Source organism: Marinobacter sp. OP 3.4 (assembly GCF_036224885.1).
GTDB lineage: Bacteria > Pseudomonadota > Gammaproteobacteria > Pseudomonadales > Oleiphilaceae > Marinobacter.
On sequence record NZ_JAVVLT010000037.1, the window covers coordinates 1 to 20,131 of the forward strand.

Consider the following 20,131-nt stretch of genomic DNA (forward strand, 5'->3'; position numbering starts at 1 on the left):
GCGCCAGGGACGGCGCTCGTCGAGCCCTACAGGGATGTACTTGCCGGGCGTGTCCAGAAAAAGGTCACCGTACCGGGTGACCTCCCCCGAAACTCAAGGACGCGATTACTTGCGGCTGAAATAAAGAACAAGCCGATCCCCCAGCATCTGCAATAACTGCACAAACACCACCAACAGAGCCACAGTAATCACCATGACATCCGTCTGGAACCGTTGATAACCGAAACGTATCGCCAGATCACCCAGACCGCCGCCACCCACAACACCGGACATGGCCGCATAGGACACCAGCGTAATCGCCGTCACCGTGATACCCGCGATAATCCCCGGCAACGCCTCCGGCAACAGCGCCCCCATGACAATCTGGCGGACATTGGCCCCCATCGCCTGGGTCGCCTCAATGATACCCCGGTCCACCTCCCGCAGGGACGTCTCCACCAACCGGGCAAAGAAAGGCGCGCCCCCCGCCACCAGCGGCGGAATCGCCCCGATTACCCCCAGGGACGTGCCCACGATCAGCACCGTCACCGGAATCATCACAATCAACAGGATAATGAACGGCACCGACCGCAACACATTCACCACAAACGACAGGATGGCATAGGCCGCCTTCTGTTCAAGCAGTTGCCGCTTGCCGGTCAGGAACAGCAACACCCCCACCGGCAGACCGATCAGCACACTGAACAGCAGCGACATCCCCACCATCACCAGGGTGTCCCAGCTCGCCCAGCCAATCTCCATCCAGTCCACGTTACCCAGCAGTGATTCCATCATCGCACCACCTCCACATGGACATCCGCTGCATCAAACTCCGCCATCGCCTTCTCCAGGTCACCCCCCACCAGGGACAGGGTCAACTGGCCATAGGGCGTGTCCTTGATGTGATCGATACGGCCGGACAGGATACTGAAGTCCACCCCCGAGGCCCGGGCCACATGGCCCAGCAGAGGCTGGTAGGTGCTCTCGCCCCGGAACGTCAGCCGCAGGATACGACCGCTGGCCTGCTGGTAGTCCTGCTCCATTTCCTCCCGGTCGATATTCTCGCTCTCGAAGACAAAGTCCCGGGTGGTGGGATGCTCGGGATGCAGGAACACATCCGTCACCGGCCCGCTCTCAACGATCCGGCCCGCGTCCATCACCGCCACCCGGTCGCAGATACGGCGCACCACATCCATCTCATGGGTGATCAGCACGATGGTCAGCCCCAGTTCCCGGTTGATGTCCGCCAGCAGGCGCAGCACCGATTGGGTCGTCTGCGGATCCAGGGCACTGGTGGCCTCGTCGCACAGCAGGATGGTGGGGCGACAGGCCAGCGCCCGGGCAATGCCCACCCGCTGCTTCTGGCCGCCGGAAAGCTGCGACGGATACTTGCTGCCCTGATCGGTAAGGCTGACCAGCTCCAGCAGTTCCGCCACCCGCGAACGGATCTCCTCCTTCGAGTAGATGCCGGCAAGCTTCATGGGAAAGGCAATGTTGTCCGCCACCGTCCGTGACGACAGCAGATTGAAGTGCTGGAAGATCATGCCCACCTTGCGCCGGAAGGCCCGCAACTCCGCCGCGTCGTAGTGGGTCACATCCTCGCCATCCACCAGCACCCGGCCACCGCTGGGACGCTCCAGCAGGTTGATCAGTCGCACCAGGGTCGACTTGCCGGCCCCGGAATGGCCGACGATACCGAACACCTCGCCGGTGTCGATGGTCAGGTCGGTGGCCTTCAACGCGGGGATCGCCCGGTCGCCCACCTGGTAGGATTTCTGAACCTGGTCAAGTTCAATCACAAGTCACAAACCTTCCGTAAGGCATTGGCCGTCGCCTTGTGGGCCCCGGCACGAAAAGCCGCTGATTATAACGCAATCACCTCACAAACCCGAATGTTGGATTTTGTATCCGTTCGTGTCCGGGGGCAGGGGTTCGGGCTGGAAGTGTAGTATGATTATTTAGTTTACACATGCACCTATAATCCGGAGACAGCAACCATTGTGAGCGATCCCTCATCCCCGACCACAAGGATGGAATCCACCCAGGCATGGGTCGCCTACCTCAGCCGCGTCGAACTGCCGGTGCTGGCCAACACGCTACGCCGGATCAACGAGCTTACCGACAGCGACAGCAGCACCGTCAACCAGCTGGCCGCGGTCATCATCAACGATGCCCAGCTCACCTCCCAGGTATTGCGGCTGTCCAACACCGTGTTCTACAACCAGACCCGGGTGCAGGTCAGCACCGTCAGCCGGGCCATCACCCTGATCGGGTTTGATTCGGTGAAATCCATGGCGATTTCATCCCTGGTGGTGGATTCGCTGCTCAAGCGCTCCTCCCGCCCCCATCTCCTCAAATGCCTGGCCCGCGCCATCCACGCCGCCGTCCAGGCCCGTAACCTGCTACCCAAACGAAACGAACAGGCCCAGGAGGAAGTCTTCATCGGTGCCCTGCTGATGAACATCGGCGAGCTGGCCTTCTGGGCCTGCGACACGGAACAGGCCATGGAGCTGGAGCACAGCCTGCGGGCGGGCACGTCCCACGTGGAAGCCCAGAAGGAAATCCTCCACAGCACCTTTCCCGAGATCAGCCGCGGCCTGGCAGAGGCCTGGGCCCTGGGGCCTTTTATCCGCGACGTGGTGTCCTCCAGCCGCCCGGGATCCGACGCCAGCCGACTGGCCCGTCATGCGGTGGAAATGTCGCGGTTGGCCGAGGAAGGCTGGCGGACCGCGGAGATGGACCAGTTGATGGATACCCTCGGGAGGGAACTGGACGAATCACCGGCAGCAGTCCGTGACCGGGCCCGACTGAATGCGGGGGAAGCGGGTGAGGTGGCCGTATCCCTGGGTATCCCCCAGGTACAGTCGCTGATGCCCGACGGGTCCGGCGACATCGAGGCGCCCCCGCCGCCAGACATGGATGCGGACCTGCAACTGCGTATCCTGCGGGAACTGGCCCAGAGCCTCACCGAAAAGCCGGACCTGAACACCGTGTTCCAGTTGGTGATGGAAGGCATCCAGCGGGGTATCGGGCTGAAACGGGTGGCCCTGCTGATGCCGGACCGGGACGGACGCAACCTGGTGCTACGGACCTGTACCGGCCCGCAGACCGACGGCTGGCGCAACCACTTTGTGGTGCCACGTAACGGTAGCGGCGCCCTCGGCCATCTGTTGCCCCGGGACGGCTGTACCATCTACCAGCCGGACGCCAAGGCCCCGGAACAGGACTTTGACCCCTGGCTTGGCCGGGTACCCGCCCTGATCGGCCCACTGGTCACCAACGGTCGGATACTGGGGATGTTCTACGCGGATTTCGGCGCCAACGGCAGCGAGCCCGGCGAGGAACACCTGCAGGCGTTCAGCCACTTCCTGCAGCACGCCCAGCTATGCCTGACGCTGCTCTCCGGAAAGTGAATTTCCGGGGAGCAGCTTTCCGGCACAGGTGCCGGTTCAGTGCAGTGCCCGCATCTGCCTCGGGTAGAGGGCGGCGCTCACCTCCGGCTCTTCCAGCAGGTCCGCCAGCTCCCGGTCCACATCGGTTTCTTCCCCCTCTTCAGGCAGCGGCTCGAACAGGGTGTTGAGCCAGGAGGTCACCGAGGGCGCCTCCTCCCGCTCATACTCGTTAGACAGGGCACCAATGGTGCGGAAGCCCACGATGCGCTGGTGACGGGGATCGCGGATCTGCTCGAAGCCACGCCAGTAGATACGGTCGCGGGTGTGCAGCTGTACAAACAGGGTGTCGATGGGTTCGGGGCCATCCTCGGGCTCCTTGCGCACTTCCGCCTCGGGATTGCGCTGGCGGATGGTGGTCCAGGCCGGGTACAGCAATGCCACCGCGTCTGCTTCAACGTGTTCACGGGCAGCACGCAGGATCAAGGCCCACCGGGCCTTGTCGGCATCGGTTTCAAGGGAGTTGATGGGAAGGTCGTAGCTCTGCTCGCTGGAAAGGACTATTGCCATAATCGGCGCGTCCAGCTCGCCCATGGCTTCCGCCTGTGCTACAGACACCAGTTCTTCGATTGCCATCGGTTGGTTCATGGTACTCGCCTCCTCGATGCCATCAGAAAGGGGAACCGGTCCGGAAACCGGCCCCGGAGAACGGGGCAGTCGCAGCCGTCACCCGTTGGCGAGCCTCCGGACCAGCCCTGCAAAGCCTTCCATGTCCAGATTACTCACTCACAGCATAGCCTGTTCCGGCCTAAAAAATAAACGTGGAGTTTGCGGGAGCGGATCACAAGTCCGACCGTTACATTTCCCTTTCAGGGGCAGTTTGCCATAGCTGCTCGTAACGGCCATACCACGGCGCCGCCTCCTCCAGCTGTGCCGCCAGTTGCAGCAGGCGGCCCTCGGCTCCGTGGGGCGCCCCGAACTGGACGCCCACCGGCATGCCCTTCTGGTCCCACCCCAGGGGTAGGGACAGGGCCGGCGTGCCGGTGAGGTTGGCCAGTTGCGTGAACGGCGTTCGCGCCAGGCTTTCCATGGCGAGCTGGTCGATCATGCCAGTGCGATGGAGCAGCTTCCCCGCGTGGGCCTTCACAAGCAGTTTCGACACCACCTTCATGGCCGGTGGCAGGTCCAGCTCACCAATCCGGGCCGGCGGCTGGGCGGTGGTCGGACACAGGTAGAGATCATACCGGCTGAAATAATCCCCCAGAGCACGGGCGAAGTCGTTCCACTGCTGGCGCATGCGCACATAGGCCGGCAGCGGGAAACTGCGACCGAGCATCGCCAGCACGCGGCTGTCCAGCTCGAAGTCATCCTTCGAAGCCCCCTCGGCGAGCGCCATATCGATGAACGCCGGCACCTCGCCAAAATAGATCCCCAGGTAGCAGCGGGCCAGGGCCTGCCCATCAAACTCAGGACTGGCTTCTTCCACCTCGTGACCCAGCGACTCCAGCAGGCGGGCGGATTCTTCCACTGCCGCCACGCAGTCGGGATGCACGTCATCGCCGTACGGGGAGCGGGTAAACAGACCGATACGAAGCCTGCCCGGCGGCTCACTGGCCTGTTCACTCCAGGGGCGGGGTGGCGCCTCAATGCGGAACGGATCGCCAACGGCGGGGCCGGCCAGCACATCCAGCATGCCGGCACAGTCCCGGACGGTGCGGGTCACCACATGGTTGTCCGCCGCCCCCAGCCAGCTCTCCCCGGTGTGGGGCCCCCAGGATACCCGCCCCCGGGACGGTTTCAGCCCCACCAGACCGTTGTAGGCGGCGGGAATCCGGATCGAACCACCACCGTCATTGGCGCCGGCCACCGGCACGATACCCGCGGCCACAGCCGCTCCGGAACCGCCACTGGAGCCGCCGGGGGTGTGGTCACGACCCCAGGGATTTCTGCTTGGCCCCCACAGTTCTGATTCGGTAATGGCCTTGAGACCGAATTCCGGGGTGGCGGTACGACCCAGGAACACCAGCCCCGCTTCCCGGGCCCGGATCACATAGTCGGAGTCCTCCGCCATGACCCGGCGCCGAAGACCCCGGCTTCCCATGGTGCAGGGCTGGCCCGCCTGTTCCTGGCCCAGGTCCTTCAACAGCATGGGGACACCACCAAAGGGACCATCAGAAGGGGCCTGTTGGCGGGCTTCCTCGTACTGGGGAATACAGATGGCGTTGATATCCGGGTTCAGCGTTTCGGCACGGGCGATGGCCGCCTCCGTCACCTCTGACCGGGTGACTTCGCCCCGGCGCACCAGGTCAGCCAAACCGGTGGCATCGTACTGCAGGTATTCGGAAGGTTTCATGGAGTTGATCCGTTGTTATTGGAGTTCCGGACGTTCTTTTCGCATGTCCTGTCGCATGGTTCCGCTTGAGTTTATCAGTAGTTTGACGCGACAGCAGTGCCATCACTCCGAACTGAGCTGATGTTTGACGATTTCGGCAAGGGAGGGGAGGAAGGACCGGTCAACCCGGTACTCCTCTTCCCAGAGTTTCCCGACCACGAGGGCTTTCGGACAGTGGAAATAGACACTGTCCACGGCGACCTTTATGACCACCTTCGGGGCTTTCTTCCCATCCGGGCAGAGATCAAACAGCGCTTCGTCCCGATGGATACTGGCGCGGCCTTTGACACGGATCACCTCATTCACGCCATTGACCATGAACAACAGGCCAACACCAGGGTTCTCGAGGATGTTCTGCAGGCTGTCGATGCGGTTATTACCGGCACTGTCCGGAATCAGGATGGTTCCGGCATCCATCACCTTGATAAAGCCGGGTTCGCCGCCCTTGGGAGAAATATCGACATAACCCTGGCTATCGACCGTCGACAGCAACGCAAACGGACTGTTCTGGATGAACGTCGTGGTGTACGAATCCAGCGCCGGCATGACTTTGGCTTTCACCACGTCCCATGGTTCGGGATACAGCTCCCTCAGTTGCTCCAGTGAAACGATTTCACTCATGATATTGATTCTCGTTGGCATTAGCGCGTTTATTTAAGGTACAGTTCAATCCCAGTCAATCAAACCAGACACGCCGAGATGTATAACATTCCCCGAACGTTTGTCGTTACCTTCCTGTTTGCGACCTCACTGGTTATCCCCCTCGTCGGATGGGCACAGCAAACGGAAGACCAATTCCCCAAGACCATCGAACATGCGTTCGGTACCACGACCATCGAAGAAAAGCCCGAGCGCGTGGCGACCGTGGCCTGGGCCAATCATGAGGTTCCCCTGGCACTTGGCGTGGTTCCCGTTGGCTTTGCTGCCGCCGGCTTCGGTGACGACAATGGCGATGGCCTGCTGCCCTGGGTCAGTGCCCGGCTCCGGGAGCTGGATGCCGACACCCCCGTGCTGTTCGATGAAGGTGACGGCATTGATTTCGAAGCGGTGGCGGCGACGCAACCGGATGTCATCCTGGCCGCCTATTCCGGTCTCAGCCAGGCCGACTACGATACCCTGAGCATGATTGCGCCGGTTGTCGCGTATCCCGAGTCTCCCTGGTCAACCGACTGGCGCGAGATGATCCGCGTGAACAGCGCTGGCATGGGCATGACGGCTGAAGGCGAGGCCCTGATCGACAGGCTGGAAGCACAGATCGCCGACAGCGTCGCAGGGTACCCCGAACTCGAAGACAAGTCAGCCATGTTCATTACGCACCTTGACGCCACGAACCTGAGCATCCTGCGCTTCTACACCGCCAACGACACCCGGGTGAAATTCTTCGAGGATCTCGGCATGCACTCACCTGAAAGCGTGAACCAGGTAACCGGGGAAGGGCAGTTTTCCGGAGAGGTCAGTGTCGAGCAGATAGACACGTTCAACGATGTGGATATCTTTGTCACCTATGGCGCCGAAGAGCTCCTGGAGCCGCTGGAGTCCAATCCCCTGATGTCCAGGATGCGCGCCATCGAGAATGGTTCCGTGGTGATGCTGGGCAATGGCCCGGTCGCCACCGCGGCCAATCCTACCCCCCTGTCGATCCCCTGGGTGCTTGAAGACTACGTCAAGGTGCTGGCGGACGCCGCACGCAAGTCACAATGACGGCACAGTCGGCGGCGACGGGCGGAGTATCGTCTTTTTACCGGAGCAATCTGGCAAAATCGGCCAGCCTGATGGTGCTGGTCGCGCTGCTGGCGTCACTTTGCCTGCTTTCCATCGCCGTTGGTACGCGCGACGTTCCCTGGCCTGATATTGTCTCCGCACTGCAGGGGCAGGTGAACAGCATCGGTGAGGCCGCCGTCGCCATGCGCATTCCACGCACGGTCCTGGCCATCATTGCCGGTGGCGCACTCGGCGTCGCCGGCGCCATCATGCAGGGCGTGACCCGCAACCCCCTGGCCGACCCGGGCATCCTGGGGATCAATATGGGGGCCTCACTCGCGGTGGTGATCGGGCTGGCCTGGTTCGGCATGAGCATGGCCCAGGCCTATGTGTGGACGGCGATCCTCGGCGCCGGCCTGACCGCCGTCTTCGTCTACGCCATCGGCTCGCTGGGCCGGGGTGGCGCCACTCCCCTCAAACTGGCCCTGGCCGGGGCCGCCACCTCGGTGGCCCTGTCCTCGTTTACCATCGCGGTGATCCTGCCCCGGAACGACATCGCAGGAGGGGTGAGGTCCTGGCAAATCGGCGGGGTCGGCGGCACCACCTTCGACACCATCGGGCTTGTGCTGCCGTTCCTGATGGTGGGCTTCGTGATCAGCCTGCTGTCGGCCCGGAAACTCAACACGCTGGCGCTGGGGGATGACCTGGCGGCCGGCCTGGGCGAAAAAGTCGCACTGGCCCGGGGCACGGCAGGACTGGGCGCCATCCTGTTGTGCGGCGCTACCACTGCAGCCTGTGGCCCGATTGGCTTTGTCGGGCTGGTGGTACCGCACCTGTGCCGCCTGCTGGTGGGGGTGGATCACCGCTGGCTGCTGCCCTTTTCCGCGCTGAGTGGCGCCAGCCTGTTATTGCTCGCGGATGTGGCCGGTCGCCTCGTCGCCCGGCCCAGTGAGCTTGAGGTGGGCGTGGTTACCGCCTTCATCGGTGCCCCCTTCTTTATCTGGGTTGTCCGTCGGCAGCGGGTGCGTGACCTATGACCTCAGACGCTTCCCACGCTCTCGCCGGTGTGAAGGCCGGGCGCCAGCGCCGTGCTCGCCTTTGGTGGGGCGTCATGGCGGCCCTGGTTCTGATCCTGGTCACCGCTATTGCGGTGACACTGACGCTGGGGCAATCGTTCACCCCGCCCCAGGATGTGCTGCGGGTGTTGATGGGGGAAAACGTCCCCGGCGCCAGCTTTACCGTCGGCCACCTGCGCCTGCCCCGGGCGGTCTTGTCGGTGCTGGTGGGCATGAGCTTTGGTCTGGGCGGTGTCGCCTTCCAGATCATGCTGCGTAACCCACTGGCCAGCCCGGACATTATCGGTGTCAGTTCCGGAGCCAGCGCCGCCGCAGTCTTCGCCATCGTGATCCTGCAACTGGACGGCCCGGCGGTGTCGGTCTTTTCGGTCATTGCCGGACTCGGGGTTGCCCTGCTGGTTTACGGGCTGGCATCAAAGAATGGAGTGGCGGGTACTCGTCTGATCCTGATCGGCATCGGCGTCGCGGCGATGATCGAAAGCTTTATCGCCTATATCCTGGCCCGGGCGCCGGCATGGGATCTGCAGGAGGCCATGCGCTGGCTCACCGGCAGCGTCAACGCCGCGCAACTGAACGAGGCCGTGCCGGTACTCTTGGCATTGCTGGTCTTCGGTGGCCTTCTGCTCAGCCGGGGGCGTGATCTCGAAGCGCTGCGCATGGGCGATGATATGGCGGCGGCGCTCGGGGTCCGGGTCGGCCTGACCCGGATCACGGTGATGGTCTGTGCCGTGGGCATGATCGCTGTTGCCACCGCCGTGACCGGCCCCATCGCGTTCGTGGCGTTTCTGTCGGGACCCATTGCGTCGCGTCTTATTGGCCCTAACGGTTCGATCCTGATCCCGGCAGCCCTGGTCGGCGCCTGCCTGGTGCTGGTGGGGGACTACATCGGGCAATTCCTGTTGCCGAGCCGCTACCCGGTCGGCGTTGTCACCGGCGCCCTGGGTGCACCCTATCTTATCTATCTGATCATTCGCGTGAACCGCAGAGGAGGCTCGCTGTGACCGCCGCTCACCATCTTGTTGTCGAAGACCTGTCCGCCGGCTATGGCGAGCGCACCATCCTCGATGGTCTTGATCTGGACATTGCCCCGGGGCGCATCACCTCGATTGTCGGGGCCAACGCCTGTGGCAAGTCCACCCTGCTGCGCACCCTTTCGCGACTGCTGGCGCCAAGCAGGGGACAGGTCCTGCTGGATGGCAAGTCCGTGCACCGCATTCCCACCCGCGAGCTGGCCCGCACCCTGGGGCTGCTGCCGCAATCGCCGGTGGCCCCCGAAGGGATCACCGTTGCCGATCTGGTCAGCCGGGGGCGCCACCCCCATCATGGCCTGATGTCCCGCTGGAACTCCCATGACGACGAGGCCATCGCCAACGCGCTGGAGGTGACCGGAATCATCGATCTGGCCGACCGGGAAGTGGATGAACTGTCGGGCGGGCAACGGCAGCGGGTCTGGATCGCCATGGCGCTGGCCCAGGAAACCGATCTGTTGCTGCTGGATGAGCCCACCACCTTTCTGGATGTCAGCCATCAGGTCGAGGTGCTGGACCTGCTCACCGACCTGAACCAGCACCGTGGCATCACCATTGTCATGGTGCTGCATGACCTGAATCTGGCCGCGCGTTATTCCGACCACCTGGTTGCCATGAAAGGGGGCGGGCTGTACGCCCATGGCCAACCCGGGGATGTCCTGAATGAAGAGGCCATCCTGTCGGTCTTTGGCCTGCGTAGCCGGGTGATTGCCGACCCGATTTCGGGCAGGCCGATGATGCTGCCGATCGGTCGCCACCGGCTGGCAGGGGAGTAGGCCAGAAACCACCCTGGCGGCGTTGATGGCATACCTGTTGTCGCCAGCCAGGGCACACCGCCTTCAGTAAATGATTATACTTCTCATTATTGACTTCATTACGATGCCCGGACAAACTATGACATCCTTTTAACCAAACGTTATAAGGCGGGCGCCTGAGCCCGCCAACCTGTCGAGGATGTCGAGTATGAGTGATAGTAGAACCGGACTTGATGCGGCACGGACACCGTGGCAACGCATCACTACCGCCCTGCTGTACTGCGTGCCATTGGCCGTTGCCCCCATGGGCGGGATGGCCCAGGAGAGCAGTGACACCAATGAGGGGGAGGCCTACCGTCTCGCTCCCATTATCGTCAACGCCCAGGCCAACGCCGACGATGACGCCAACTCCACGGTGGCCCAGGAACTCTGGGTGGGCGGCAAGGTCGCCACCAGCATCCTGGACACCCCCGCCTCCGTGTCGGTGATCACTGAAAAGGAAATCGAGCAGCGGGACGCCAACACCACCGAGGAGGTCCTGCAATACACTCCTGGCGTTGTCACCGAGTACTACGCCACTGACGATCGCAACGACTATTTCAAGATTCGCGGCTTCCAGGCCACCACCTACCGTGACGGGCTGACACTTGGCTCCATGCGCGGCGTTCGCGAGGACCCTTACGCTTTCGAACGGGTGGAAGTATTGCGTGGCGCCAACTCAACCCTGTTCGGCCCGGCGGACCCGGGCGGCTCCGTGAACTTCGTGAGTAAACAGCCCAAGTTTCAAAGCTTTGGTGAGGGCTACGTCACCTATGGCTCCTTTGATCACAAAGAGGCTGGCGTTGATGTGGGTGGCGCCCTGAACGATTCCGAAACCGTGGCCTACCGTTTCACGGGCAAGGTCAAGGACAGCGAGCGTGAATACGACTATTCCAGGGACGACAGCGAGTTCGTGATGGGCGGCCTGACCTGGGAACCGACCGCGTACACCTCGGCAACCGTCATCCTGGACTACCTGAACCGGGACAGCACCCCCAACAGTGGCGGCTATCCGTTTGACAAGGAATACGACCGCAGCGATTTCTATGGCGAGCCGGACTACAACTTCCACGATGTTGAACGAACCAGCGTGACCGGCCAGCTCACCCATGACTTTGATAACGGCCTGGTTCTGCGGGGCAACCTGCGTTACAGCGATCTGACCGATGATTCCGGCTACGTTTACATCACGGATTCGGTCAACCGGACGGGCACCGTGGTGGATCGCGGTTATATCGGCACCGACAGTGAGGCCGAAGAGCTGATTGGCAACGCGATGCTGCAATACGATGTCAGCTTTGAGCGGGTCGACAGCAGTACACTGGCGGGGGTTGAGTACCGCGACGCGTCCAGTGAGAGCACCTCTGTCTACGCGCCGGCGGATCCGATTGATGTCGCCAACCCCGTCTACAGCGGTGCCCCCAGCAGCCTCACGCCCTACAACAGTGAGGAACAGGACTATAAGACCAAAGCGGTTTTCCTGCAGCAGAACCTGTCCTTTGACGACCGATTCATCGTTACAGCGGGTGTGCGCAACGATAACCTGGATCTCTCCAGCGATGACAGACTCGCCGACACCAGCTCTTCCGATGACTTCTCGGAAACGTCGGTACGCGGTGCACTGACCTATATCGTGAACGATGAAATCTCCACCTACGTCAGCATGGTGGAGTCGGTGGCCCCCCCGTCCATCGGCACGGATCCCGAGCGCGGCGAACAGTATGAACTCGGTGTGAAGTATTCACCGATCGCCATCAATGCGTTGTTCTCGGCGGCCATCTACGACCTGACCAAGAAGGACATCAGCATCAGGGTTGCGCAGGATGACGGCACCATCGAAAGTGAAACCATCGGCAAGTCCCGCGTTCGTGGTCTTGACCTTGAAGCCAAGACCGAGCTGACAGACAACCTGAGTCTGACAGGCGGCTATTCCTACATGGATACTGAGGTAGTGCGCGCCGAACCGCTGCGCGATGGAACCAACATCGAGGGCAATGAGTTCAACATTGCTCCAAAACACAGCGCCTCCCTCTGGAGTTATTACACCCTGCCAAACCTGGGGATGAGCTTCGGCCTGGGCGCACGCTATACCGGCACCTACTACTTTGACGCCGCAAACACGGCCAAAAGTGAAGCCGCCACGCTCTTTGATGCAGCCTTCAGCTACCGGGTCTTCAGGAATACCGACCTGAAGGTCAACGTCAGCAACCTGCTTGATGAACAGCATGTCGTAGGATCGGGCACGGCCGACTACTACAACCAGGGCCGCGAAATCACTGCAAGACTGAGCTACAGCTGGTAAACAGTCACGCCATCACGGGGGCGGTCACTGGCCGCCCCTGTGATGCCTACCCGAATGTCCCCTTCCCTCCCGAAGACGCCTCCCTGATTATGAAATCGGCGTCAGCCTGACAGCGAACGGTGGCGTCCACATCAGCTTTTCGGGTACCATCCGAAAACACGCCGAAAGTGTTACTCAATCTTATAACCAACTGAATTAATAACACTTTTTATTTCCTTTCCCGGCAAACATCCGGGCTGAACCGAGAGAAGGACTGTCCATGCATCACCCTGGCCGGTTTCCCCGTGTTACACAGACTGTGGGGCTGCTGGTGCTGAGCTGCATGCCGTTCCTGTCCCACGGTAACACCACCCCGGTGGAAGACTGGCAGGCCATCATCCGCGATACGCCCTACTGGGACAGCCAGGGGGTCTACAGCAATATCCTCGACATCCGCCGCTGGGTACTGGAGGAGTCCGGGTACTGCGCCGACCAGGAGCGGCACCTGCTGTTTGATCACCGGGGCCGGTTCATTGGCTATACCAGCGATGGTGCGACCCGTGCGGAAACCCAGAAGCGCCTGAATGAACAGCGCGAGAAACTGGCGCGGCAGGGTCGCGCCACCGGCTGGACCCCCGGCGATGCCACCACCACCGGTTACCCCTTCGCCCTGGCCTGCGACCAGCCCCATGCCCGTCTGGACGAGGCCCGCAGCCGCTATCTGGGAGATGACACCGACGCCCGGCTCTGGGGGCGATGGGACGACCTGGATTTCGCCACACGGGAGAATCCCGGCACCCTCCACGACGCCCTGGTCTATGTCTACGGCACCCGAAGCCGCCAGCAGCAACAGTCACTGCCGCCGGAGCTGCCCCGCTACCTGGCCGGTATGATGATGATTGAGAGCGGTGGACGTACCCGGGCCCATTCCGCCGCCGACGCCAAGGGCATCATGCAGCTCACGCCCCAGGTGCTGTCGGACTGTGGCGTGGCCCCCCGTAATCACTGGCACCGCCTGGCCCAGCTCGACTGCGCCATCAAGCTGATGAGCCAGAACGCCCGCATCCTGGAGCCGGCCATCAACACGGCCTTCGCCGGGCTGCCCAAGGCGAAACGCCAGCGGCTGTTCACCCTGCTGCTGATCCAGGCCTACCATGGCGGCGCCACCCGGGTACTGCGCCTGCTGGAGGACGACGAACTGGGCGGGCCGGCGCAATATTTCGCCGAACACCATGAACGCTTCACCGCCGGTGATATCGCCTTCGGCATGATCTTCCATAACCTGGGCCGGGATCGACTGGGTCTGGCATCCCTGTATTATGTGGCGGATGTGGAACTGGCGACCCAGGCCATCTGTGAAGAACCGGCCCTGACCCAGACTCCGTTCTGCCAGTCGCCCTGAACCCGTCCGGAGGATGTCTTGCCGTCATTCCTGCCTCCGGGGCTGAGCCCCGACATTGCCGTACTGCTGATGGCCTGCTCCGCCTTCACTTCCATGGTGACGGCGGCCCTGGGCGCCGGCGGGGGTGTCATGCTGCTGGCGCTGATGGCCATGTGGATACCACCGGCGGCGGTCATTCCGGTGCACGGCATGATCCAGCTGGGCTCCAACGCCGGGCGCATGACCCTGGCCTGGCGCCATATCGACTGGCGGGTGATTGCCGCTTTCGCGCCGGGGGTGTTGCTGGGCGCCGTGGCGGGCAGCCTGGTACTGGTCCAGCTCCCTCCCTGGGCCTGGCAGGTGACCATCGCCCTGTTTGTGCTCTACCTGTGCTGGGGCCCGAAACTGCCTCCCCTGGCACTGGGCCGGAGCGGGATACTGGTGGCCTCGGCGCTGACCAGTTTCATCTCCCTGTTCGTGGGGGCCACCGGTCCCCTGGTGGCGGCGTTCATCAAGCAGATCCACACGGAACGTTTCACCACGGTGGCCACCTTTGCCACCGCCATGACCCTGCAGCATCTGCCCAAGGCCGTGGTATTCGGGTTCGCCGGGTTTGTCTTCAGGGACTGGATCGGATTCCTGGCCGCCATGATCGCCTGCGGCTTCGCCGGCACCTGGTTGGGGCTGAGGCTGCTGAACCGTCTGGGCAACCGGGCCTTCGGCCAGTTCTTCAATATCCTGCTGACACTGCTGGCAATGCGGCTTCTATGGCTGGCCTGGTTGCAGTGGACAGGATGAGTCCGCCGACCATTCAGTCATCCTCCGGCGCGGGCACCGACACCACCTGGTTACGCCCCTGAGCCTTGGCGGCATAGGCGCCCTCATCGGCCCGTGCCATCACTTCCTTGGGGCCACTGTCCCCCGCCGTCAGTTCGGTGAGGCCGATACTGGCGGTAACGCCATAGCTCTCACCGTCGTGGTGCAGCCGCAGCGCTTCAATTTCCGCCCGCACCCGTTCCGCCAACGCCCTGGCACGGTCCAGGCCACAGGCCGGCAGCAGGATGGCAAACTCATCACCGCCAAGACGCGCTATCACATCCGACTGGCGAACCGACTGACGGAGGATATCCGCCAGCTGACGTAGCAATTCGTCACCGAGCAGGTGCCCGCCCTGATCGTTCACCGGCTTGAAGTGGTCCAGGTCAATCATCATCAGCACCGTGGGAGTCTGCAGGCTGGCGGCCTGCCCCAGCCATTTCACCAGATCCGCCGCAAAGGCCCTGCGGTTGAGCAGGGAGGTCAGGCTGTCGTGGGTGGCCTGCCAGGACAGTTGCTGCTCCTGCTGGCGGCGCTCGCTGTCGTCCCGGATAACAAACACCAATCGCTCGTCGGGGCTCCCCCGGCTGACATGGAGCATGGTGATTTCCACATCGAACGTCTGCTGCTGTTCGTTTCTCAGCACACCGTCCATGCCCTGGATCTCGTCACTGGCCAGGAAGTGGGCGGCGCTCCACTCCTCCTGCCCGGTCTCGAAGGACACCAGCTCGAAGAGAGACTGTCCCTCAAGGCGACCGGACGCACCGATAAAGGTGTCCGTTGCCCGGTTGGCGTAACGGATATTGCCGAGGGTGTCCGTCATGATAACGCCTTCGTACAGGGCACCCAGGATGCTCTCGGCCCGCTGTCGTTCGGCCCGCAGGCGGGCTTCCACTTCGGTACGGTCCGAGAAAACCCGGTTGAAGGCTTCCGCCAGATCACGGATTTCCCGGTACCCACCGGCATCAACCGGCCGGTCCCGCAGCCCCAGGTGGCGGTCGCGGATCTGTTCCGCCAGTTCTTCCAGGGGGTTGAGATAGCGCCGGAACAGCCACACCGCCAGAGGCAGCAGGATCAGCACCGCCATGGCGGCCGTCAGCGCCAGGGCTTCCCGCAACCGGTTGGCCGGTGCGAAGGCGTCGTCCAGCGGCCAGGTGGCCGTCACAAACCAGGGCGCCATGTTGAGCTGCTGCACCGCTACCATCACGTCCTCACCGTTCCGGTTCCGGGTATGGGTTACCCCCTCGAAACAATTCATGGCGTCCATTGCCGCCTGATTTACCATGGACACGGACTGGATACCCTTGACCATATCCTGCTGCGCCAGCAGCAACCCTGAACGACTGGCCACCGTCACGTAGCCATCATTGCCGATAGCGGTCCTGCTCACCTCGCTGAGGAAGTTGCTGGAGGTCAGGTCGATAAACCCGGCGAACAGACCGACAAAGCGCCTGTTGTGATCGAATACCGGGGCGGTCATGACCACACTGGGGTGGCCGGTGGCATGGGAGGTGAAGGGCTCGGATATCTGCGGCGCCAACTGGGCCACGGTGTCCCGGAAATAGGCACGATCGGACAGGTTTATGCCGGTCAGATCCAGCAGGTCGGGATACTCCTCCAACAAGACGCCGTGTTCATCCACCAGGAATATGTTCCGGAACAGGTGGCGCAGGGGTTGCTGGCGTTCCATCAGCAATGAGGAGAAATTGCGGAACGAGGCACTGTCCATGCTCATGGTGTCCGCCGCCTCGGTGAGCACATTGAAGCGTACCATCAGTTTGCGATCCAGCTCATAGGCCACCATCCTGGCGACCGTTTCCACCTGGTTGCGGGCCTGCCGTTCGAGCTCTTCCCGGCTGATTACCATATTGAACAGACTGACAAACACCACGGTCAGCACGATGGCGCCCACAAACAGCACCACGCCCCGGTTGGCCAGTCGATCAAACCATGCCCGCATTCAAGCGTTCCCCATTCGATATCGGCGGCGTGATGAGCATCGTTGGTAGAGCGTAACCCCCGTGAAGTCCTGATGTGATACCCGCAGTCTATCAGAGCGAGGCAAATCTGACTGCCGGGCAGTACGGGTTTCACTGGATGCCACCAATAAAAATTGTTATCGTTTGCGTTCAATCTTCTTCCCATCAGGATAGTGACCATGCCTGAACATTCAGACCTGACTGCCCTGGGGTCCCCGCTGGAAAACCTGGTCGCCATGGGCGGCCCGGTCATGTATGTGCTGATTGCACTGGCGATTCTGGGGCTGCTGACGTTCTTTTACCTGACCATAGCCGGCGCCCTGTTCGCACCACGCTCCGGAGGCCGGGTCCGTCGGGACGTGGCCGAGTGGAAGCAGGCCGGGGGCGGACAGCCGCCTCGCCCGTCCGGCTCGTTCCTGGCCCGCTGCAATCCCATGGTCTCGCTGACACAACGGGCCATGACCGGCGTCAGCAACGGCGAACCCACTGACGCCCTGAGGGAAAACCTCGCCCAGGGCGCCCAGAAGGCACTGCAACCCTTCGAAGCCCCCCTCAAGATCATTGAAGTGATCGCGGCCCTGGCCCCGTTACTGGGCCTGCTGGGCACGGTCATGGGCATGATGGAGGCGTTCAGCGCCATGGCCACTACCGAGGGCCGCGCCAGCGCCAGCCAGCTCAGTGGCGGTATCTACGAGGCACTGACCACCACCGCCGCCGGCCTGGTGATCGCCATTCCCTTTGCCGCCATCGCCGCCTGGGCCGAGTTCCGCCTGCGCCGGCTCAACAGTCACATGAATGAGCGCCTGCTGGATATCCTGAACCTGGCCACCGCGGCCACGCCGGCCCAGGCTGAAAAGGAGCCTTCACGGCAGACTGGCAGATCCCCGGAGGACACCCGGGAGTCCTACCAGCCGACCCGGGTCGCCCATGCCGCTGGTTAAACCCCGGCCCGCACGTCCCATGCCCATCCGGATGACGCCACTGATCGACGTGGTGTTCATCCTGCTGGTGTTCTTCATGGTGACCAGCTACCTGTTGCCCACCGGCTACCTGGAGCTGGAGAACGACACCTCCGCCAGCCGGGGCGTGGATGGCGAACCCCTGCCACAGCTGCAGCTCCTGGCCAGTGGCGAGATCCGCTGGCAGGACCGGGACTGGCAGTTGGAGGAGCTCAGCCGGCAACTGGTGAGCACCGGCCAGCGGGAGGTCCGGCTGGCCACCGATGGTGACGTTCCCCTGGAGCGCTTTACCCTTACCCTGAGCACACTGGATAACGCCGGCATCAACGCCCAGTGGAAACGCTCGACGCCCGACAGCAAGACAACGCCGCAACCATGACGCCATTGACCCCGGAACCCTTCGAGGACAGCAAGTCGCTGCTGGAAAGGGTGGAAGACAGCCTGCTGCCGTTGATCAACCTGGTTTTCCTGCTGTTGATGTTCTTTATCGTGGCGGGACAGCTGACGGATACCTCCCTGCCGGAACTGCCGGAAATGGCCTCGTCGGAAGCAGGCGAAGAGCCGGAGGCGGACCTGGTGGTCAACGATGAGGGCCAGTTCCTGGTGGCCAACGAACCGGTCACCCTGGATCAACTCGCTGGTGTATTACCGGCACCGGACGACACCGAAGAACCGCTGCGTATCGGTGCCTCCGGCAAAACGGCCATGGATGAACTGGAAAAGCTCTTCCGCGCCCTGGAAGAGCTGGGCCATGAGGAAGTGATCCTGCTGACGGAGCCGGCGGAATGAACCATACCGCCCGCGCCCTGATCCTGGCCACGGCACTGGTACTCACCGCCATCACCCTGTGGCTGGCCATGCCTTCGGTGCCGACCCTGGAACTGAAAACCCGGGGCAACGCCAATGTCACCACACCGGCCCTGAAAGTATCCCTTGCCGGGGGCACACCGGCCCCGGAGCCGGTAGAGAAGCCCCCTCAGCCCGCTCCGGTTCCCGAGCCCGTGCCTGAACCAGAGCCGAAGCCCGAACCGGAACCTGAGCCCGAACCAGAGCCAGAACCCGAGCCCGAACCAGAGCCGGAGCCGGAGCCACAACCTGAACCGGAGCCCGAACCAGAGCCAGAACCCGAGCCCGAGCCGAAACCTGAACCGCAACCAGAACCAAAGCCTGAACCACCCCCCGAGCCCCAACCGCAACCGGAGGAGCCCAGGGAAACGGAGGTTTCCGATGTTGCCCCAACCGCCGACGTCGAGGCGGAGGCAGCCGTGAGCACACCGGACCCCGACGCCGGTGCGGACCTGGCAACCCAGCAGGAGCAGGTGGAACTGGTGGCCGGTGATGACGAATCCGTGGACCAGTACCTGAGTGACCTGAGCCGACATCTGTCCCGGTATCGGGAGTATCCCCGTCGGGCCCGTCGCCTGGGCCAGGAGGGTACCCCGGTGGTGGAGTTCGAGTTTGACCGCAACGGCAAACTGCTGGAAGCCCGCCTGCGGGACTCATCCTCCCACCGGCTGCTGGATCAGGCTGCCATCCAGCTGTTGCGGGACGCCAGCCCGTTACCGGAGGTGCCCGACTCCATGGTCGGCAAGAGCTTTACCTACACCCTGCCGGTAGGGTACAAGTTGCGTTAATCCGTAACGCGGCTTCATCCCCCATGACGCTTGATCCCAAAACCGGCCGGGCCATTGCCCGGCTGATGTGCACCACCACCCGCGACATCCTCTGGTCCAGCTACCGTGACCGGTTGCGCCAGACCCGCCCCCACAGTCACCTTGAGTGCCGTACCGGCAGCGGTCGCGCCACCTACCACCGTTACGACCACCGCAACCAGCACCACCTGATCACCTATGGCGTGGGCATGGTGATGGCCAAGCAGGCGCCGGAAACCGCGGTCAGCTGGCTCTCCACCCGCGAGATTCGCAGCCGGGGCTATTTCGGCGGTGAGGTATCGGTGCTGAACCTGCTGGCCCACACCTGTACCCACGAATTTGCCCACCTGTTACAGCAGCATGCCGGCAAGCGCTACCACGGCTCGGTCCACAACCGGGATTTCTATCGCCTTCTGGACCAGCTCAACGAGGATGGCCTGGCGGCCCGGACCCGCGAACGCCTGGCCGACCTGGCTCAACACCATGGCCTGACCCTGGACGACGGTCCCATGGTCATGCCCTGCCAGCAGACGCAGGCAGCGCAATGGCAACCGGGAGATCCGGTGCGCTTTGGGGAGGGGCGTTCAGCCCGGGAGGGACGGATCCTGCGGGTCAACCGCAAGACCTGCACGGTGGAAGGCACCGGCGCCTCCAGGGGCCTGAGGTTCCGGGTGCCCTTTGTCATGCTGGAGACGACGGAGTAA

Annotated in this window: 19 protein-coding genes; 13 read left to right on the forward strand and 6 right to left on the reverse strand. The window is 62.9% G+C overall.

Annotated elements, in window-relative coordinates; translation table 11 throughout:
• Positions 1–105: 105 nt before the first annotated feature.
• Both RO069_RS07265 and RO069_RS07270 read right to left on the reverse strand, forming a co-directional pair.
• Complete coding sequence (locus RO069_RS07265) at positions 106–771, reverse strand: methionine ABC transporter permease (protein ID WP_328186439.1); 666 nt, start codon at positions 769–771, stop codon at positions 106–108.
• The gene (locus tag RO069_RS07270; RefSeq protein WP_328186359.1) at positions 771–1,778 is read right to left on the reverse strand and encodes a methionine ABC transporter ATP-binding protein; all 1,008 of its coding nucleotides are present in this window, start codon (positions 1,776–1,778) and stop codon (positions 771–773) included. The genes RO069_RS07265 and RO069_RS07270 overlap by 1 nt, the downstream gene beginning before the upstream one ends.
• A gap of 201 nt (positions 1,779–1,979) precedes the next feature.
• On the opposite strand from RO069_RS07270, the gene RO069_RS07275 reads away from it, so the two are divergent.
• Positions 1,980–3,392, forward strand: a complete 1,413-nt coding sequence (locus tag RO069_RS07275) for an HDOD domain-containing protein (protein WP_328186361.1) — start codon at positions 1,980–1,982, stop codon at positions 3,390–3,392.
• Between the two features lie 36 nt (positions 3,393–3,428).
• Here the strand turns inward: RO069_RS07275 and RO069_RS07280 are convergent, their stop codons facing one another.
• The 3 genes from RO069_RS07280 to RO069_RS07290 form a co-directional block, all read right to left on the reverse strand.
• Entirely contained in the window at positions 3,429–4,016 is a 588-nt protein-coding gene (locus tag RO069_RS07280) for a hypothetical protein (protein ID WP_328186363.1), read from the reverse strand.
• A 208-nt stretch (positions 4,017–4,224) separates the two neighbouring features.
• Entirely contained in the window at positions 4,225–5,721 is a 1,497-nt protein-coding gene (locus tag RO069_RS07285) for an amidase (RefSeq protein ID WP_328186365.1), read from the reverse strand.
• Positions 5,722–5,823: 102 nt separating this feature from the next.
• Positions 5,824–6,381, reverse strand: a complete 558-nt coding sequence (locus RO069_RS07290) for an MSMEG_1061 family FMN-dependent PPOX-type flavoprotein (RefSeq protein ID WP_328186367.1) — start codon at positions 6,379–6,381, stop codon at positions 5,824–5,826.
• Positions 6,382–6,459: 78 nt separating this feature from the next.
• Here RO069_RS07290 and RO069_RS07295 point away from each other — a divergent pair, with 78 nt between their 5' ends.
• The 7 genes from RO069_RS07295 (at position 6,460) to RO069_RS07325 (ending at position 14,819) form a co-directional block, all read left to right on the forward strand.
• Positions 6,460–7,461: an iron-siderophore ABC transporter substrate-binding protein gene (locus RO069_RS07295; protein ID WP_328186369.1), complete on the forward strand. Its 1,002-nt coding sequence runs from the start codon at positions 6,460–6,462 to the stop codon at positions 7,459–7,461.
• A 71-nt stretch (positions 7,462–7,532) separates the two neighbouring features.
• On the forward strand, positions 7,533–8,498 hold the full coding sequence (locus RO069_RS07300) for a FecCD family ABC transporter permease (protein WP_328186371.1): 966 nt from the start codon (positions 7,533–7,535) through the stop codon (positions 8,496–8,498).
• Positions 8,495–9,538, forward strand: coding sequence for a FecCD family ABC transporter permease (locus RO069_RS07305; RefSeq protein ID WP_328186373.1), 1,044 nt, complete (start codon positions 8,495–8,497; stop codon positions 9,536–9,538). Before RO069_RS07300 ends, RO069_RS07305 begins: the two co-directional genes overlap by 4 nt.
• The gene (locus tag RO069_RS07310; RefSeq protein ID WP_442915348.1) at positions 9,535–10,341 is read left to right on the forward strand and encodes an ABC transporter ATP-binding protein; all 807 of its coding nucleotides are present in this window, start codon (positions 9,535–9,537) and stop codon (positions 10,339–10,341) included. The genes RO069_RS07305 and RO069_RS07310 overlap by 4 nt, the downstream gene beginning before the upstream one ends.
• A 283-nt stretch (positions 10,342–10,624) precedes the next feature.
• Positions 10,625–12,661 (forward strand): TonB-dependent siderophore receptor, encoded by a 2,037-nt coding sequence (locus RO069_RS07315; protein ID WP_328186443.1) that lies wholly within the window; start codon positions 10,625–10,627, stop codon positions 12,659–12,661.
• A gap of 259 nt (positions 12,662–12,920) precedes the next feature.
• Entirely contained in the window at positions 12,921–14,042 is a 1,122-nt protein-coding gene (locus RO069_RS07320) for a lytic transglycosylase domain-containing protein (RefSeq protein WP_328186374.1), read from the forward strand.
• Positions 14,043–14,111: 69 nt separating this feature from the next.
• A complete protein-coding gene (locus RO069_RS07325) occupies positions 14,112–14,819 on the forward strand; it encodes a sulfite exporter TauE/SafE family protein (RefSeq protein WP_328186444.1) in 708 nt (235 codons plus the stop codon).
• A gap of 13 nt (positions 14,820–14,832) precedes the next feature.
• On the opposite strand, the gene RO069_RS07330 is transcribed toward RO069_RS07325, so the two are convergent.
• Entirely contained in the window at positions 14,833–16,797 is a 1,965-nt protein-coding gene (locus tag RO069_RS07330; RefSeq protein ID WP_328186376.1) for a sensor domain-containing diguanylate cyclase, read from the reverse strand.
• A 198-nt stretch (positions 16,798–16,995) separates the two neighbouring features.
• Here RO069_RS07330 and RO069_RS07335 point away from each other — a divergent pair, with 198 nt between their 5' ends.
• From RO069_RS07335 to RO069_RS07355, 5 genes are read left to right on the forward strand one after another with little or no spacing between them, the layout of a single operon-like run.
• Positions 16,996–17,757 carry a MotA/TolQ/ExbB proton channel family protein gene (locus RO069_RS07335; protein WP_328186378.1) on the forward strand — a complete coding sequence of 254 codons (762 nt, stop codon included), beginning with the start codon at positions 16,996–16,998 and terminating at the stop codon, positions 17,755–17,757.
• Complete coding sequence (locus tag RO069_RS07340; RefSeq protein ID WP_328186380.1) at positions 17,744–18,154, forward strand: ExbD/TolR family protein; 411 nt, start codon at positions 17,744–17,746, stop codon at positions 18,152–18,154. The genes RO069_RS07335 and RO069_RS07340 overlap by 14 nt, the downstream gene beginning before the upstream one ends.
• Entirely contained in the window at positions 18,151–18,564 is a 414-nt protein-coding gene (locus RO069_RS07345; RefSeq protein ID WP_328186382.1) for an ExbD/TolR family protein, read from the forward strand. The genes RO069_RS07340 and RO069_RS07345 overlap by 4 nt, the downstream gene beginning before the upstream one ends.
• The gene (locus RO069_RS07350) at positions 18,561–19,409 is read left to right on the forward strand and encodes an energy transducer TonB (protein ID WP_328186383.1); all 849 of its coding nucleotides are present in this window, start codon (positions 18,561–18,563) and stop codon (positions 19,407–19,409) included. Before RO069_RS07345 ends, RO069_RS07350 begins: the two co-directional genes overlap by 4 nt.
• A gap of 23 nt (positions 19,410–19,432) precedes the next feature.
• Positions 19,433–20,131, forward strand: coding sequence for a hypothetical protein (locus tag RO069_RS07355; RefSeq protein ID WP_328186384.1), 699 nt, complete (start codon positions 19,433–19,435; stop codon positions 20,129–20,131).